This window comes from Streptomyces botrytidirepellens, from assembly GCF_003721215.1.
GTDB classification, from domain to species: Bacteria; Actinomycetota; Actinomycetes; order Streptomycetales; family Streptomycetaceae; genus Streptomyces; species Streptomyces himastatinicus.
In genome coordinates, this window is the sequence record NZ_RIBZ01000881.1 from 26,116 (window position 1) to 39,461 (window position 13,346).

Below are 13,346 nucleotides of genomic sequence, written 5' to 3' on the forward strand. Positions count from 1 at the left end.
GTCCTCAGAGGTGTGTCCCGGCTCGGGCGAGCTCCCGGCCGGCGTTGTGCGGGGGCGCGACGACCTCATCGGTGGGCTCGGCCGTGATCATGCCGCCGGTCAGGGCGAGTTCCCTCGCGGTCTGTGCGGGGACGCGGTGGGGCAGGCGCGGCACCCCACCGGCGACGGCGGCGGTCTTGCAGGTCTCGGTTGTCATCTTCCCAGCTCCTGAGCGGGCCGAGGGACGGGGCGACCGCAACGCAACCGCCTGGCGGCCGCGTCCCGGTACACCTGACTGCACCACTCCCGGGCCGGAGCGTACAAAGACCAGTGCGTGTACGGACCTATCACCAGGACCTATGAGCGCAGGTAGGAGTCGTCTCGCCCGACAGGGGTCGGCTGGAGGTGGCGTATCGTTCGACCATGGACCTGCGGCTCGTCGCCTACTTCGTTGCGGTCATCGACCACGGCAGCGTCACCAAAGCCGCGCAGGCGCTCTACATCGCGCAGCCGTCACTGTCCCAGGCGATCCGCAGTTTGGAGCGCCAGCTCGGCGTCCAACTGTTCGACCGGTCGGGCCGTCGACTGACCTTGACGGCCGGCGGACGGTCGTTCGCCGGGCCGGCACGGCAGATCCTGGCCGACGTCGAGCGCGCGAGGAGCAAGGCGCACGCCGTCAGGGACTTGGTCGCCGGACGCCTCGAGCTCGCGGTTCTGTCGACGCTGTCCGCCGATCCGCTGCCGGAACTGACCAGCAGGCTCCACCGGGCGCACCCGGACATCCTGGTCACCGTTCTCGATCCCGGCAGCTCATCCGGTGTCGTGAGCCAGGTCCGCCAGGGGCAGGCCGAGCTGGGGCTGACGGACTTCCCCGTGAAGAGCGATACGTTGCAGACCCACGAACTCTGGGACCAGGAGATCGCCCTCGTCCTGCCTCCGGACCTGGCCGCGGGGCTTCCCGACCCCGTTCCGCTCGAGGCGCTCGAGGACATTCCCCTGGTGCTGGAGTCCTCGGGGTCCGGCAGCCGAGCCGCCATCGACGAGGCAGTGGAACGATCCATCGCCTGCGTAGCCGTCGAATGCGCGCACCGGCAAGCGATCTGGGAGCTGGTCATGCACGGCGGAGGCGCGACCTTCCTTCCCCGGCAGATCGCGGAGAGCGAGCTCCGCGACGTGGTGGTGCGGTCGATGGCTCCGCAGATCCGGCGTGCGGTGGGTCTCGTGTTCCGCCCCGGACGGCTCTCCCCCGCCGCCACGGCGTTCATGAACGCCGCCGAGGCCATGCGCCGGGAGCGCTAGGGGGTGTCCGACTTTGCGGACACCCCCTGGGCCCAGGCGGCCCCTCGACGACAGCCGCACGTGCCGGCCAGTGAGTTGTCCCTCTCCCCTGGGGGCACGGGAGTCCGTCACAGACCGTGCACGGTCCGGAAGAACTGATCGATCTCCCGGCGGCCGGGAGCCGGTTGAGCAAGGGCCTCGGAGCCGGGGGCCCGCAGCCCGTCGAGGAGTACGCCGGTGTACCGGTCGGCCAAGTCCGCCGTGGGGCTGCCGTCCTCCGTGTCGGTCAGGCGTGGCGGGATCGAGTTGAGCATCAGGACGACGTCGAAGGCGTTCACGTCGTCGCGCAGCACTCCCGCCTGCTGCGTCCGGGCCACCAGATCCTCCAGAGCGGCGAGGAGCTCTGTGCGGATACTGGAAAGTTCGGGTCCCGGCTCTGTGGCGCGTCCCCGGGAGACGGGGAACAGCTGTCCGCTGCGCAGCCGCACCATGTGGCGCAGCACCCGGGTGAAGGCGGTCCAAGAGCCCGGTTCCTCGGACAGTGCGCGCTGCACCTGGGCCAGGCTTTCCCGCATCACCTTGATCGCGATGCTTTCCACCAGGGCCGTCTTGTTCGGGAAGTGCCGGTAGATGGTGCCCATGCCGAGACCGGAGCGCCGGGCGACCTCGGCGATGGACGCCTGGTAGCCGAGGTCGGCGAAGACGTCCTGGGCGACCTGGAGGATCTGTTCGACGTTCTGGCGGGCGTCGGCACGCAGCGGACGGTCGCCGGGGGGTGTGGTGGGGCTCATGTGCATCCGATGTTAGCCTCCCTGGCGTAACCGGAAATCGAATTTCCGGTTAGTTGCGCACCCGAGGAGACTCCCCATGGCCCTGTCGGCAGACCCCCATACCGATTTCCCCACCGACTTCCGCGGCCCGGTGCTGAGGCCCGGCGACGGCGACCGGTACGACGCGGCGCGTGCGCTGTATCAGGGCCGCGCCGTCGACGAAGGCCCCGCGCTGATCGCACGGTGCGACGACGAGGACGATGTCGCGACCGTCCTGCGCTACGCCTCCGCCCGTGGCATTCCCGTGGCCGTGCGCGGCGGCGGTCACGGCTCGGACGGTCACGCGATGCCCGGCGGCGCACTGGTCGTCGACCTCTCGGCGATGAAGGCGATCACCGTCGATCCCGACACTCGGGTGGTGCGGGCCCAACCGGGCGTCCTGCTCGGCGAGTTGGACGCCGCCGCCCAGCAGCACGACCTCGCCGTACCCGCCGGAACCGTCAGCACCACCGGCGTGGCCGGGCTGACCCTGGGCGGCGGCATCGGCCACCTGATGCGCCGCTACGGCGCCACCGTCGACAACCTGCTGGCCTGCGAGATGGTCACCGTCGACGGCCGCAAGGTCCGCGCCGACGAAGCCGAGAACCCCGAGCTGTTCTGGGCGCTGCGCGGCGGGGGCGGCAACTTCGGCGTCGTCACCGCGTTCGAGTACCGCGCGCACCCGGTCGGCCCCGATGTCGTGGCCGGACAGCTGATCTTCCCGTTCGAGCAGGCTGCCGACGTCCTCGCCAAGCTCCCGGCGCACATGGCCACGGCCCCGCGCGAGCTGGGCCTGCTGGCCGCGATCGCCCCCGCACCCGCGCTTCCGATGCTGCCCGCGGAGGCACACGGCAAGCCGGTCCTGGTCCTCGTCCCGGTCCACAGCGGGGATCCGGCAGCGGCCGATGAGGTCATCGAGCCGCTCGCCGCGCTCGGCCGGCCGGTGGCCAACCTGGTCACGAAGATGCCGTGGCTGCGGGCGAACACCATGCTCGACGCCGTGGCCCCGTACGGCAAGCGCATGAACCTGCGTGGCGGCTACCTCCCGGAACTGTCCGCCGACGTCATCGACACCCTCGTGGCCAACATCGCCGCCGCGCCGTCGAGCCCCGGCGCCGCCGCCAATGTCAACCTCTGGTGCATGGGCGGGGCGATCTCCGACGACGCCGCCGAGGACGCCATGGCCTTCTCCCGCGAGGGTGCCGCCTGGCTGTGGGAGGCCGTCAGCATGTGGGATTCTCCGGAACACGACCTGGAGCACGAGCTGTGGGCGACGGCCGTCGACGCGGCGGTGCGGCCTCATTCCCTGGCCAACGGCTACACCAACCTCACCGAGGACCTGGGCGGGGACTGGCGACGCGGTGTGCACGGCAGCGACGCCAAGTATCAGCGGCTGCGTGCGGTCAAGGCTGCCTGGGACCGGCACAACCTGCTCCGCTTCAACAAGAACATCGCTCCGGCAAGCGCCGAATGAGGAGGGAAGCGTTGACGGACACGTTCGACACGGACGTCCTGATCGCGGGCGCCGGACCCACCGGACTCACCCTCGCCTGCGACCTGGCACGGCGTGGTGTCGGCTGCCGGATCGTGGAGCGCGGCGGCCGGGGATTCCCCGGCACCCGCGGCGCGGGCATCCAGCCGCGCACCAGGGAGATCTTCGAGGACCTCGGCGTCCTCGACGCCGTGCACGCCGTCGGCGGCACCTACCCGCTGATCATGCGCTGGGACGGCGAGACGCAGCTCGGCACCTTCGACATCATGGAGCGCCACGCCCCGACACCGGACCGGCCGTACGGGGAGACGTGGATGCTGCCCCAGTGGCGCACCGTGGAGATCCTCACCACGCGCCTTGAACAACTCGGCGCCCAGGTCGAGTTCAGCAGCGAACTGACCACCCTCACCCAGGACACGGACGCGGTCACCGCCACGGTACGACGCCCCGGCGGAGGGGAGGACCTGATTCGGGCCCGCTACCTCGTGGCCGCCGACGGCGGACGCTCCGCCGTGCGCAAGTCCCTCGACGTGGGCTTCGACGGCGCCATGCTCGACTCGCCGCCGATGCTCATCGGCGACGCGATGATCGACGGCCTCAGCCGCGACCACTGGAACGTCTGGCCGACAGCCCCGGGCGGCATGGTGTCCCTGAGCCCGGTCAAGGGAGCTGAGAGCTTCTACTTCCTGGTGCACTTCGCCACCCCCGGTGCACAGCCGGATGCCGACCGCGACGCCCGCCCCGACACACTGCAACACCTGCTCCGGCGCCGCACGAAACACGACCTGACGATCCGTGAGGTCCGCTGGTCGTCCGTACTGAGCCCCCGGGCCGCGATGGCCGACCGCTTCCGCCTCAGCCGTGTCTTCCTCGCGGGAGACGCGGCGCACACCCACTCGCCCACCGGCGGACAGGGTCTGAACACCAGCGTGCAGGACGCCTACAACCTCGGCTGGAAACTCGGGGCAGTGCTGCGCCACGGCGCCCCGCCGACCCTGCTGGACAGCTACGACGGCGAACGCCGGAAGGTCGCCGCCGACGTGCTGGAGCGGACCACCCGGATACTGGGCGAGGACCGGAAGGACACCGATACGGGCTTCTCCCGGCGAGGAAGCGACACCCACCAGCTCGATCTGGGCTACCGCGACAGCCCCTTGACCGAGGAACGGCGTGAGGCTCTGGCCGACGACGCCCTGCACGCGGGCGACCGGGCGCCAGACGCCCCCTGCGCGGACCGGGAAGGCTCCCCCGTACGCCTCTTCGACGTCTTCCGCGGCCCGCACTTCACCGTGCTGACCTTCGGCGACAGTCCCGTGCCACAGCTCCCCGAGGAAGCCGAAGGCACGGTACACGCCTATCGCGTGCGCGACGCCACGGCAGACCCCCGAACCGCCGACCTCATCGACAGCGCAGGCCACGCGCAAAGGGCCTACGCCGACACGGGGCTGTTCCTTGTCCGGCCCGACGGTTACACCGCGCTGGCCACCCACGATCCGGCCGAGGTGACCGCGTACCTGTCGTGGCAGTACGCCGACGCCTCTACCGCCCCGGGCCATTGATGGCGCGCTCACGCGCCGTCGCTGTTGGCCTTGACCTGGGGCGGTACGGCGTCGGCGACCGCCCGCTGGGTAAAGCCGCTGTAGCAGTCCAGGGTGTCCAGGCCGCCTCGCGCTCGCAGCGCAGCGGGTCGAACGGGCCGTCGGAGCCGAAGACCGTCGCCGCCGGTTTCCGGGGCCCAGCGGTCGGCCAGCAGGACGGCCCCGTCGCGTATCGGGACGCGCAGGTCGCGCCCGACGGTCAGGTCCCTGGTGCGTCCGCGTCGGGGCGCTTCCCCTGCTGACCGCCTGACGCGAATGGCCCGGGCGGGCCGCGTCCGTCAACCGGTGTGACCGCGGCCGGGCAGGAGCGGGTGACCGCATGGATGGCCGAGAGCACCGGGCCCAGAGCGGACGTGGCGGAGTTTCACCTGAAGTTGGTGGCCGCCGGCGAGTCGGGCCTGGCTGATCCGCTCGCGCTCGTGGACGCGCGGCGGCGGGAGCTGATGCACCGAGGCAGCAGGCCACCATCGCAAGCGCGATCACGAACTGGTCGTGGCGCCGGGGCTGCACGCGCAGCCCGCGCACCGGCGCGCTGGGCCGGATGAACGGCAAGGTCGATCTCGTGCCGAGCGACAGCTTCCTGGCCCTGACCGGTGGCCCTGCATCCCACTCCGGCAAGCTGCCCCCGGGTGCACGGACACCCGGGGGCGGTGGAAGCCGCGTTCGCTGCGCAGGGCCCGCCCGGGCAGGGTCTGCGGGTGCCTGTCGGGCGTTCGGCACATGTGCGGTGTCAGGACTCCGTGTCGTTTCAGTCCAGGAGGAGTTCGGGGGTCGGCCAGCCTGCATCCGGCGATTTTTTCAGGCGTGTTGAGCTCTGCCAGCAACTCGCGCGCCTCCTCCACGCGCTCGTTGGGACTGCGTCCCGTCAGTGGATGTGGGAGCCGCCGTTGACGTCGTACGTCGCTCCGGTGAGGTAGCCCGACTCGGGCCGGGTCAGGAAGGCGATGACGTCGGCCACGTCCTCGACATCGCCGATGCGGCGTGCCGGAATCTCCGCGACCATGGCCGCCTTGCGCTCCTCGCTCAGCTTCCCCTGCGTGATGTCGGTGTCGATCAGGCCCGGGGCCACGGAGTTGACCGTGACTCCGGAGGGACCGAGCTCGCGGGCGAGCGAGCGGGCGAAGCCCAGGAGGGCGGCCTTGGCCGCCGAGTAGGCCACTCCCCCGAACACCCCGCCCCCGCGCTCGGCCGAGACGGACGACAGGAAGACGATGCGGCCGAAGCCCCGCTCGGCCATCCCGGATGCCACGCGGTGGGTGACCAGGAAGCTCCCGCGGACGTTGACCTCGAAGACCCGGTCCCACTCCGCGGGCGTGACATCGACGAAGCGGGTCGGGGACGTGATGCCCGCGTTGTTCACGAGGGCGCCGATCGGCGGGAGTGCCGCCTCGACCTCCCCGATCGCCGCGTCGACCGCGTCGGCGTCGGTGACGTCCGCCGCGAGGCCCAGGGCTTCCACCCCGTGCCGGGCGGCGACTTCCCGGGCGGTGTCCTCGGCCGCTTCCTTGTCCAGGTCGAGGATGGCGACGTGGTAACCGGCGGCGGCCAGAGCGTGCGCGGTGGCGCGCCCGATGCCGCGGCGCGATCCCGCCCCGGTGACGACGGCGGTACGGGGCGTGTGCTCGGTGGTCATGCGGTTCTCCTGAGGAGTCGGAAAAGGGTGACCGCGCGCGACGTCAGTCGCGCGATCAGAGTTCGCGGCGGACGCGCTCCTTGATCGCTGCGACGGAGAGGCCGTAGCGGTCGTGGAGCGTGGGGAGAGCGCCCGCGGCGAGGAACTCGTCGGGCAGTCCGACCGGGACGATGCGTGCCGTCTGCTGGGCGAAGGCCAGGCAGGACGCCACGGACTCGGCGAGGCCCCCGACGACGCTGTGGTTCTCGAGCGTCACCACGAGGCGTCCCTTGGCGGCCTCCCGCAGTACCGTCTCGCGGTCGAACGGCTTGATCGTCGGTACGTGGAGGACGGCGGCGTCCACGTGGTCGTCCGCGAGTTCCTGGGCCGCGGTCAGGGCACGTACCGTCATCAGACCGGTGGAGATGAACAGGACATCGCGCCCACCGCGCAGTTCCGCCGCCTTTCCGAGTTCGAACCGGTAGTCGTACTCGTCGAGGGCCGTGGGCACGGCTCCGCGCAGCAGCCGCATGTAGGTGGGGCCCGGGTGGGCGGCCAGGGCCGGCACAGCCTGTTCGATGTCCACCGAGTCCGCGGGGTCCACGATCGTCAGACCGGGCATGCCCCGCAGGATGGCCAGGTCCTCGGTCGCCTGGTGGCTGGGGCCGTAGCCGGTGGTCAGGCCGGGCAAGGCGCCGACGACGTTGACGTTCAGCTGCGGCTCGGCGATGTCGAGGCACAGGAAGTCGTACGCGCGCCGGGTGGCGAAGACGGAGTAGGTGGACGCGAACGGGGTCAGGCCCACCTCGGCCAGCCCCGCGGCCGCGCCCAGCATCGCCTGTTCCGCCATCCCCATCTGGAAGAAGCGGTCGGGGTGGGCCTCCCGGAAGATGTGCATGTCGGTGTACTTCGCCAGGTCCGCCGAGAGCCCGACCACGTCGGGGCGTTCGCCCGCGAGCCGGGCCAGCGCGTGCCCGAAGGGGGCCCGGGTGGTGCGCTGCCCCTCTTCGGCGATGGAGGCGATCATGGCGGACGTGGTGAGTTTGCGTCCCCGCCCCTCGGCCGGCGCGTGTGCCGCCTGAGTCGGCGCTGAGGTGTTCATCGAACGGGTCCTTCTCCCTGGTCGGTTGCGCGGCCGGAGCCGGAATGCGTCCGGTGGCGTTGTGCCAGCTGCTCGCGCGCGAGCTGCCATTCGTGCTCTTCGACCCGCATGAAGTGCGCCTTCTCCCGGGTCTCCAGCATCGGTACGCCGCGCCCGATCCTGGTGTCGCACACGAGTACCGTCGGTGATCCGCGGTGCTCGCGCAGACTGTCGAAGGCCGCGACGAGCGCGTCGATGTCGTTGCCGTCCACGCGGATCGCGTGCCAGCCGAACGCCTCCCACTTGGCCGTGACCGGCTCGGTGCGCAGCACACCCTTGGTCGGGCCGTCCGCTTGGAGGGCGTTGACGTCGACGATGGCGGTGACGTTGTCCAGACCGTGGTGGGCGCAGGCGAGCGCCGCCTCCCAGGTGGATCCCTCGTCCAGCTCACCGTCCGACAGCAGGTTGTACACGTGCGCGTCACTGCCCTGGTGACGCAGTCCGAGCGCCATTCCGGTGGCGACGCCCAGGCCGTGTCCGAGGGAGCCGCCGGAGATTTCCATGCCGGGTGTGTAGGAGGCCATGCCCGACATGGGAAGACGCGAGTCGTCACTTCCGTAGGTGGCGAGTTCGCCGACATCCAGCACACCGGCCTCGGCGAGCGCCGCGTACAGGGCGATCGCGTAGTGGCCGATCGACAGCAGAAACCGGTCGCGCCGCGGCCAGTCCGGCTCGTCGGCGCGGTAGTTGAGGACGTCCTTGTACACGACGGCCAGGATGTCCGCCACGCCCAGCGCCTGTCCGATGTAGCCCTGCCCCTGGGTCTCCCCCATGTCCAGTGCGTGCATGCGGATGCGGTGGGCGGAGTCCTTCAGGGCGCTGACGCGTCGGCTGTGCGGCGCTTGCGACGCGTCCTGGGGGGCGCCCTCGGGGGTCGCGCGGCTCGGCGCCGATGTGGACTGAGTGTGCATCGTGTTGGTCCTTGTTTCTGTCAGTGGACTGCGGGCAGGGCGGGTTCGGCGGACGCGGTCGCGGCCCGGTCGGCTTCCCGGCGCTCGTTGACACCCCACGTTTCGCGCGTCACCAACGTCGCCACGAACCCCAGCAGCCCGTAAGCGCTGAAGAGAACCGCGGGCCCGGTCCATCCGGTGGCGGAGTAGAGCGCGGTGGCGATCATGGGAGTGAAGCCGGAGACGACCGCGGACAGCTGGTAGGCCAGGGATGTTCCGGCGGTGCGGGTCTTGGTGGCGAACAGCTCGCAGAACCAGGCTCCTTGGACACCGGCCAGCGAGTTCTGGCAGACGGGGTAGCTGATCACGAAGGCGATCAGGACGAGTGCCGCGGCTTCGGTGTTGACGAGCAGGAAGAGCGGGATGCCCCATACGAGGCTCACCGCGCAGCCCAGCAGGTAGACCGGGCGGCGGCCGACCCGATCCGACAGGCGGCCCCAGAACGTCGTGGCGGCGATACCGAGCGCCGCGGCGGTCACCAGGGCGATGAGGCTGGTCGTGCTGGAGACGTCGGGAGCGTCGCCGTCATCCAGGTAGGACAGCACGAAGGTGACCGAGACGGCGTACCCCGCGGTCTCCGTGATCCGCAGGCAAAAGGCCCGCAGAACGTTGCGCCAGTCCTCCCGGATCACCGCGAGCAGCGGGTTCTTGACGACCTCACCGGACTCCTTGAGCGCCTCGAACTGGGGAGACTCGTCGATCTTGAGCCGGATGAAGATGCCCACGGCGATCAGTACGGCACTGAGCAGGAACGGCACGCGCCAGGCCCAGGTGTCGTCCAGGGTGTTCCGGCTGAACAGGAAAGCGAGATTGGCGAGCAGCAGGCCCACCGGGAAACCGGCCTGTGTGATGCCCGTGTACAGGCCGCGTCGCCGCCAGGGGGCGTGCTCGAAGGTCATCAGGATGGCACCGCCCCACTCGGCGCCGAAGGCGAGCCCCTGGAGGACACGGACGGCCACCAGCAGGACCGGCGCCCAGACCCCGACCATCTGGTAGGTGGGCAGGCAGCCGATCAGCACCGTCGCGATGCCCATCAGGAGCAGGGAGCCGACCAGTACGGGTTTGCGGCCGACGCGGTCACCGAGATGACCGGCGATCACGCCGCCCAGCGGCCGCGCGGCGAAGCCGATCCCCAGCGTCGCGAAGGACAGCAGGGTGGCCGACAACGGATCGGAGTCGGGGAAGAACACGTCCCCGAAGTAGAGCGCCGCGGCCGTTCCGAAGCCGATGAAGTCGTACGTCTCGATGGTCGCGCCGACCCCGCACCCGACGGCGACTCTCAAACGCTCCGGCGACCCATGGGCCGCCTGCTGCGGCGCCCGCTGCGGTCCTTCGAACTCAGCCATGCCGATCCTCCTTGATCGTAGGCGGGTCAGCCGTCCCGGGTTTCGACTGTTGGCTGCTGACTGTTAACAGTCGAGAGAGATGCTGAGCCTGACGGCGAGACGGTGTCAAGAGCCTCGACCGGAGATCGGGGGGTCTACTCGAGTAGCGCCCAGACGCACGACTATCGGGCCGTCCGCGACGCTCAGCCATGCCGACTGTCAACAGACGACAGCATTTCGGGCTATGATGATCGCTCGTGCAGTTGAGGAGGATCCAACGGTGTCCGGTCAGGCGCTTTCCAGTCTCCCCCGCTCCACAACCCTCCGGGAGCGCGCGCTCGTGGCACTGCGGACGGCCATCACCACCGGCCTGTACCGCCCCGGCGACCACCTCGGGGAAGTGGAGATCGCCGAGCACCTGTCGGTGAGCCGCGGCACGGTGCGCGAAGCCCTGCGCCACCTCCAGCAGGAAGGTCTGGTCACCGCAGGCGCACGCGGCATGCTGCGCGTGTCCCAGCTGACCCCGACCGAGACGCGGGAACTCTTCCAGGTCCGGGAAGCGCTGGAGGGACTCGCGATAGCGCAGATCATCGCGTCACCGCGCAGAAAGGACGCGGCGGAAGCCCTGCGCAAGGCCCTGAAAAAACTCCAGGACGCCTTCGAGTCAGGCGCGGATCTGGCCACGAGGGTCGAGGCCGATCTCGGCTTCCACCTCCTGTTGTGCGAGCTGTCCGGCAACTCGATGCTCCTCAAGACCTGGCGGCAGCTCGAGGGGCCGATGCGCGTGGTGATCATGAGCGCTGCGGGCGAACGCCGCGACGTGGCCATGGCCGCGACAGCCCACGAGCCCATCGCCGACGCGATCGCCCGCGGAGACGCCGCGGCGGCCCAGGAGATCCTGCACGCGCACATGGCCTTGGCGATAGAGCAGATGGGCATCGAGCGCGAAGACGCACGCGACACCGCTTGACCATCACGGGGTGGGCTCGACGGGGTAGTGGGTCACGCGGCGCTGGGGCCGTTCGGCGGCTCCCGCTCCTCGTATCCGCAGATTGCCGCGACCTTGGCCGCGGAGGCCGAGCTGGTGTCGAACCGGTAGTCGAGCCATTCGCGCGCAAGACGGCGAGCGAGCTCCAAGCCCACCACCCGTTGGCCGAAGCACAGCACCTGGGCGTCATCGGACAGTACGGCCCGCTCGACGGAGAAGCTGTCGTGAGCGGTCACAGCCCGGACACCTGGCACCTTGTTCGCGGAAATGGCCCTCCCGAGCCCGGTGCCACACACGAGGAGTGCCCGCTCCGCCTTCCCTTCGGCCACCAGCCTGGCCGCGGTAACCGCGACGTGCGGATACGCGGTGGTATCACCGACCCCCACCCCCACGTCGACGACCTCGTCGATCCGGCCGTCAGCCAGCAGATCGCTCTTCAGAGCCTCCTTGTACTCCAGGCCCGCGTCATCACAGCCGTAGGACACCGCACCGGCGTCGGGTGTGCCGATGCTGCGGGCCGCCAGCGGGCGCGCCCGTCCCGTCTTCGGCACGAGATCCGCGGTGGCACAGTTATGTGAGGTACACACCGATTGCGGGTAAAACACTTCTGTGACCACCAAACCGTGGCGCCCGGTCATACTCGCGTCGGCCGTACTCGTCCCTCTGGCGGGGGCACTCCTCACGGTCGGGGATACCGCTCACGCTGAAACCAGCGTGAACAAGATCGCCCACACGCTGCGGCGCAGCCTCGGCCGGTACCACGGTGACCTCCCGGCGGTCCTGGACGGGTTCGTGGCCTATGTGGCGGCGCGGACCGGCGGCGGGGGCGACCACGGAGTCGGGGGCGACCGTGGCTCCAGCGGCCTGTCAGTGGGTGGCGCGGTGGTGATCCTGGCCGCCCCGCTCGCGCTCGGCGGAGGCGGCCTGTGCCTGACGTGGCGCGGCCACAAGCACCGCCGGAGGCATGCGCCGCGGACGCCACGCATCGACGACGGCCGAGAACCGGACGCCCGCACCGTCTCCGTCGGCGGCGAACGGCGCCCCTATGGGGACGCCGGTCCGGCCTACGGCCCTTGGGCGGGTGGGTACTTCGGCGGGTACGGGCCGATGCTGCTGCCCGGGTTGCTGCTCGGAACATTCCTGGGCGAGTCCATGACCCCCGGCTACTACGACGCCGTTCACTACGGAGGCGGCTACGCGACGGGGGCGACTTCGGAGGCGGCTTCGGTGACGGAGGCCAGGCGGACCTTGCGAGGTCGAACCGCGGACGACAGCGAGACGGGTGTGGACCGCAACCTTTCATTTGACACATAGGTTCTCAAGGCAAGGAGAGCGACATGCTGCTCATAGGGCTCATCATCCTGGCCGCGGCGGCTGTCATCGGCGTGGCAGGCGTGCTGGGCAACCTCGGCGGTGGGCACGCGCTCACCGATGGCTTCTCTGTGTTCGGTTTCAACGGCGCCGGCTACACCGGAACGGTGTTTCTCTACGGGATCGTGATCGGGGCCGCCGCCCTGCTCGGGCTGAGCCTGATGATGGCCGCCGTGCGCCGCAGGCACGCCGCGCGCCAAGGGCTCACACGGCACCGCCGGGAGGCCGCGCCGGTCGACCGGGATCGCGATGAGGTGGCCGGCAGACGCGAGCCCGCGGACGATGAGTCCGCCCGCGGCACCCGGCGCCATGGCCGACCGCATCTATTCGGGCACCGCACCGCCCATCGATAGGAAGGCAGTGACTCATGAATGTCGGGAAGAAAATGGCCCACACGGCCGAAGCGGTCCGAGGCAGCGCCAAGAAGGCGCTCGGCCGGGTCACCGGTAACCGCCGCATGCAGGCGGAAGGACGCGGCGGCAAGATGAAGGGCAACGCCAAGCAGTCCGGTTCGAAGATCAAGGACGCCTTCCGGCGCTGATCCGGGGTGGCGGAGCATCCGCGCCGGCCGCCGGCGCCGCGCTGGTCGCAGCACCGGCCACAGGATGGTTCGGCGACGGCGGCCGGGCCCGCGCGGTCAGGCGCTGGTGCCGTACGTGCAGGATGTGTGGCAGTGGGCACGCGAAGTTCGTCTCCATTGCGTTCCCAGGTCCTCAACCAGTCCCCCGAATTCCGCGACTGCTGAAAATCCACCCCGAGCCCAGCCGCACGCGTCAGCCCCGGGCCATCAGCCTGGGGCTGAC

The 13,346-nt window shown here is 70.4% G+C and carries 14 protein-coding genes and 1 pseudogene; 7 read left to right on the forward strand and 8 right to left on the reverse strand.

Annotation, left to right across the window (positions count from 1 at the left end; all coding sequences use genetic code 11):
* Positions 1-4: 4 nt before the first annotated feature.
* On the reverse strand, positions 5-196 hold the full coding sequence (locus EEJ42_RS48970; protein WP_123108596.1) for a hypothetical protein: 192 nt from the start codon (positions 194-196) through the stop codon (positions 5-7).
* A gap of 206 nt (positions 197-402) precedes the next feature.
* On the opposite strand from EEJ42_RS48970, the gene EEJ42_RS48975 reads away from it, so the two are divergent.
* A complete protein-coding gene (locus EEJ42_RS48975) occupies positions 403-1,278 on the forward strand; it encodes a LysR family transcriptional regulator (protein WP_123108597.1) in 876 nt (291 codons plus the stop codon).
* A 107-nt stretch (positions 1,279-1,385) separates the two neighbouring features.
* Here the strand turns inward: EEJ42_RS48975 and EEJ42_RS48980 are convergent, their stop codons facing one another.
* Positions 1,386-2,054 carry a TetR/AcrR family transcriptional regulator gene (locus EEJ42_RS48980; protein ID WP_246098021.1) on the reverse strand — a complete coding sequence of 223 codons (669 nt, stop codon included), beginning with the start codon at positions 2,052-2,054 and terminating at the stop codon, positions 1,386-1,388.
* Between the two features lie 70 nt (positions 2,055-2,124).
* Between EEJ42_RS48980 and EEJ42_RS48985 the strand changes: the two genes are divergently transcribed.
* Positions 2,125-3,540, forward strand: coding sequence for an FAD-binding oxidoreductase (locus EEJ42_RS48985; protein WP_123108598.1), 1,416 nt, complete (start codon positions 2,125-2,127; stop codon positions 3,538-3,540).
* An 11-nt stretch (positions 3,541-3,551) separates the two neighbouring features.
* Positions 3,552-5,117 (forward strand): FAD-dependent monooxygenase, encoded by a 1,566-nt coding sequence (locus EEJ42_RS48990; RefSeq protein WP_246098023.1) that lies wholly within the window; start codon positions 3,552-3,554, stop codon positions 5,115-5,117.
* A 904-nt stretch (positions 5,118-6,021) separates the two neighbouring features.
* Here EEJ42_RS48990 and EEJ42_RS49000 read toward each other — a convergent pair.
* From EEJ42_RS49000 to EEJ42_RS49015, 4 genes are read right to left on the reverse strand one after another with little or no spacing between them, the layout of a single operon-like run.
* Positions 6,022-6,789 (reverse strand): SDR family NAD(P)-dependent oxidoreductase, encoded by a 768-nt coding sequence (locus tag EEJ42_RS49000; protein ID WP_123108600.1) that lies wholly within the window; start codon positions 6,787-6,789, stop codon positions 6,022-6,024.
* A gap of 55 nt (positions 6,790-6,844) precedes the next feature.
* Positions 6,845-7,870, reverse strand: coding sequence for a transketolase family protein (locus tag EEJ42_RS49005; protein ID WP_123108601.1), 1,026 nt, complete (start codon positions 7,868-7,870; stop codon positions 6,845-6,847).
* Entirely contained in the window at positions 7,867-8,820 is a 954-nt protein-coding gene (locus EEJ42_RS49010; protein WP_221179507.1) for a transketolase, read from the reverse strand. Before EEJ42_RS49010 ends, EEJ42_RS49005 begins: the two co-directional genes overlap by 4 nt.
* Before the next feature lie 20 nt (positions 8,821-8,840).
* Positions 8,841-10,205 (reverse strand): MFS transporter, encoded by a 1,365-nt coding sequence (locus tag EEJ42_RS49015; RefSeq protein ID WP_123108602.1) that lies wholly within the window; start codon positions 10,203-10,205, stop codon positions 8,841-8,843.
* A 319-nt stretch (positions 10,206-10,524) separates the two neighbouring features.
* Between EEJ42_RS49015 and EEJ42_RS49020 the strand changes: the two genes are divergently transcribed.
* Entirely contained in the window at positions 10,525-11,154 is a 630-nt protein-coding gene (locus EEJ42_RS49020) for a GntR family transcriptional regulator (RefSeq protein WP_246098025.1), read from the forward strand.
* Between the two features lie 32 nt (positions 11,155-11,186).
* Here the strand turns inward: EEJ42_RS49020 and EEJ42_RS49025 are convergent, their stop codons facing one another.
* Positions 11,187-11,657: a ribose-5-phosphate isomerase gene (locus EEJ42_RS49025; RefSeq protein WP_123108612.1), complete on the reverse strand. Its 471-nt coding sequence runs from the start codon at positions 11,655-11,657 to the stop codon at positions 11,187-11,189.
* Positions 11,652-11,744 (reverse strand): annotated as a pseudogene (locus EEJ42_RS51575) (DAK2 domain-containing protein); the annotation flags it as partial. The pseudogene EEJ42_RS51575 and the gene EEJ42_RS49025, both read right to left, overlap by 6 nt.
* Positions 11,745-11,886: 142 nt before the next feature.
* Here EEJ42_RS51575 and EEJ42_RS54830 point away from each other — a divergent pair.
* The 3 genes from EEJ42_RS54830 to EEJ42_RS49040 are packed head-to-tail and all read left to right on the forward strand — an operon-like array spanning position 11,887 to position 13,084.
* A complete protein-coding gene (locus EEJ42_RS54830) occupies positions 11,887-12,486 on the forward strand; it encodes a hypothetical protein (protein ID WP_184503634.1) in 600 nt (199 codons plus the stop codon).
* Between the two features lie 23 nt (positions 12,487-12,509).
* Positions 12,510-12,896, forward strand: a complete 387-nt coding sequence (locus tag EEJ42_RS49035; RefSeq protein WP_123108603.1) for a hypothetical protein — start codon at positions 12,510-12,512, stop codon at positions 12,894-12,896.
* Between the two features lie 14 nt (positions 12,897-12,910).
* Positions 12,911-13,084 (forward strand): CsbD family protein, encoded by a 174-nt coding sequence (locus EEJ42_RS49040; protein WP_123108604.1) that lies wholly within the window; start codon positions 12,911-12,913, stop codon positions 13,082-13,084.
* The last annotated feature ends 262 nt before the right edge of the window (positions 13,085-13,346 follow it).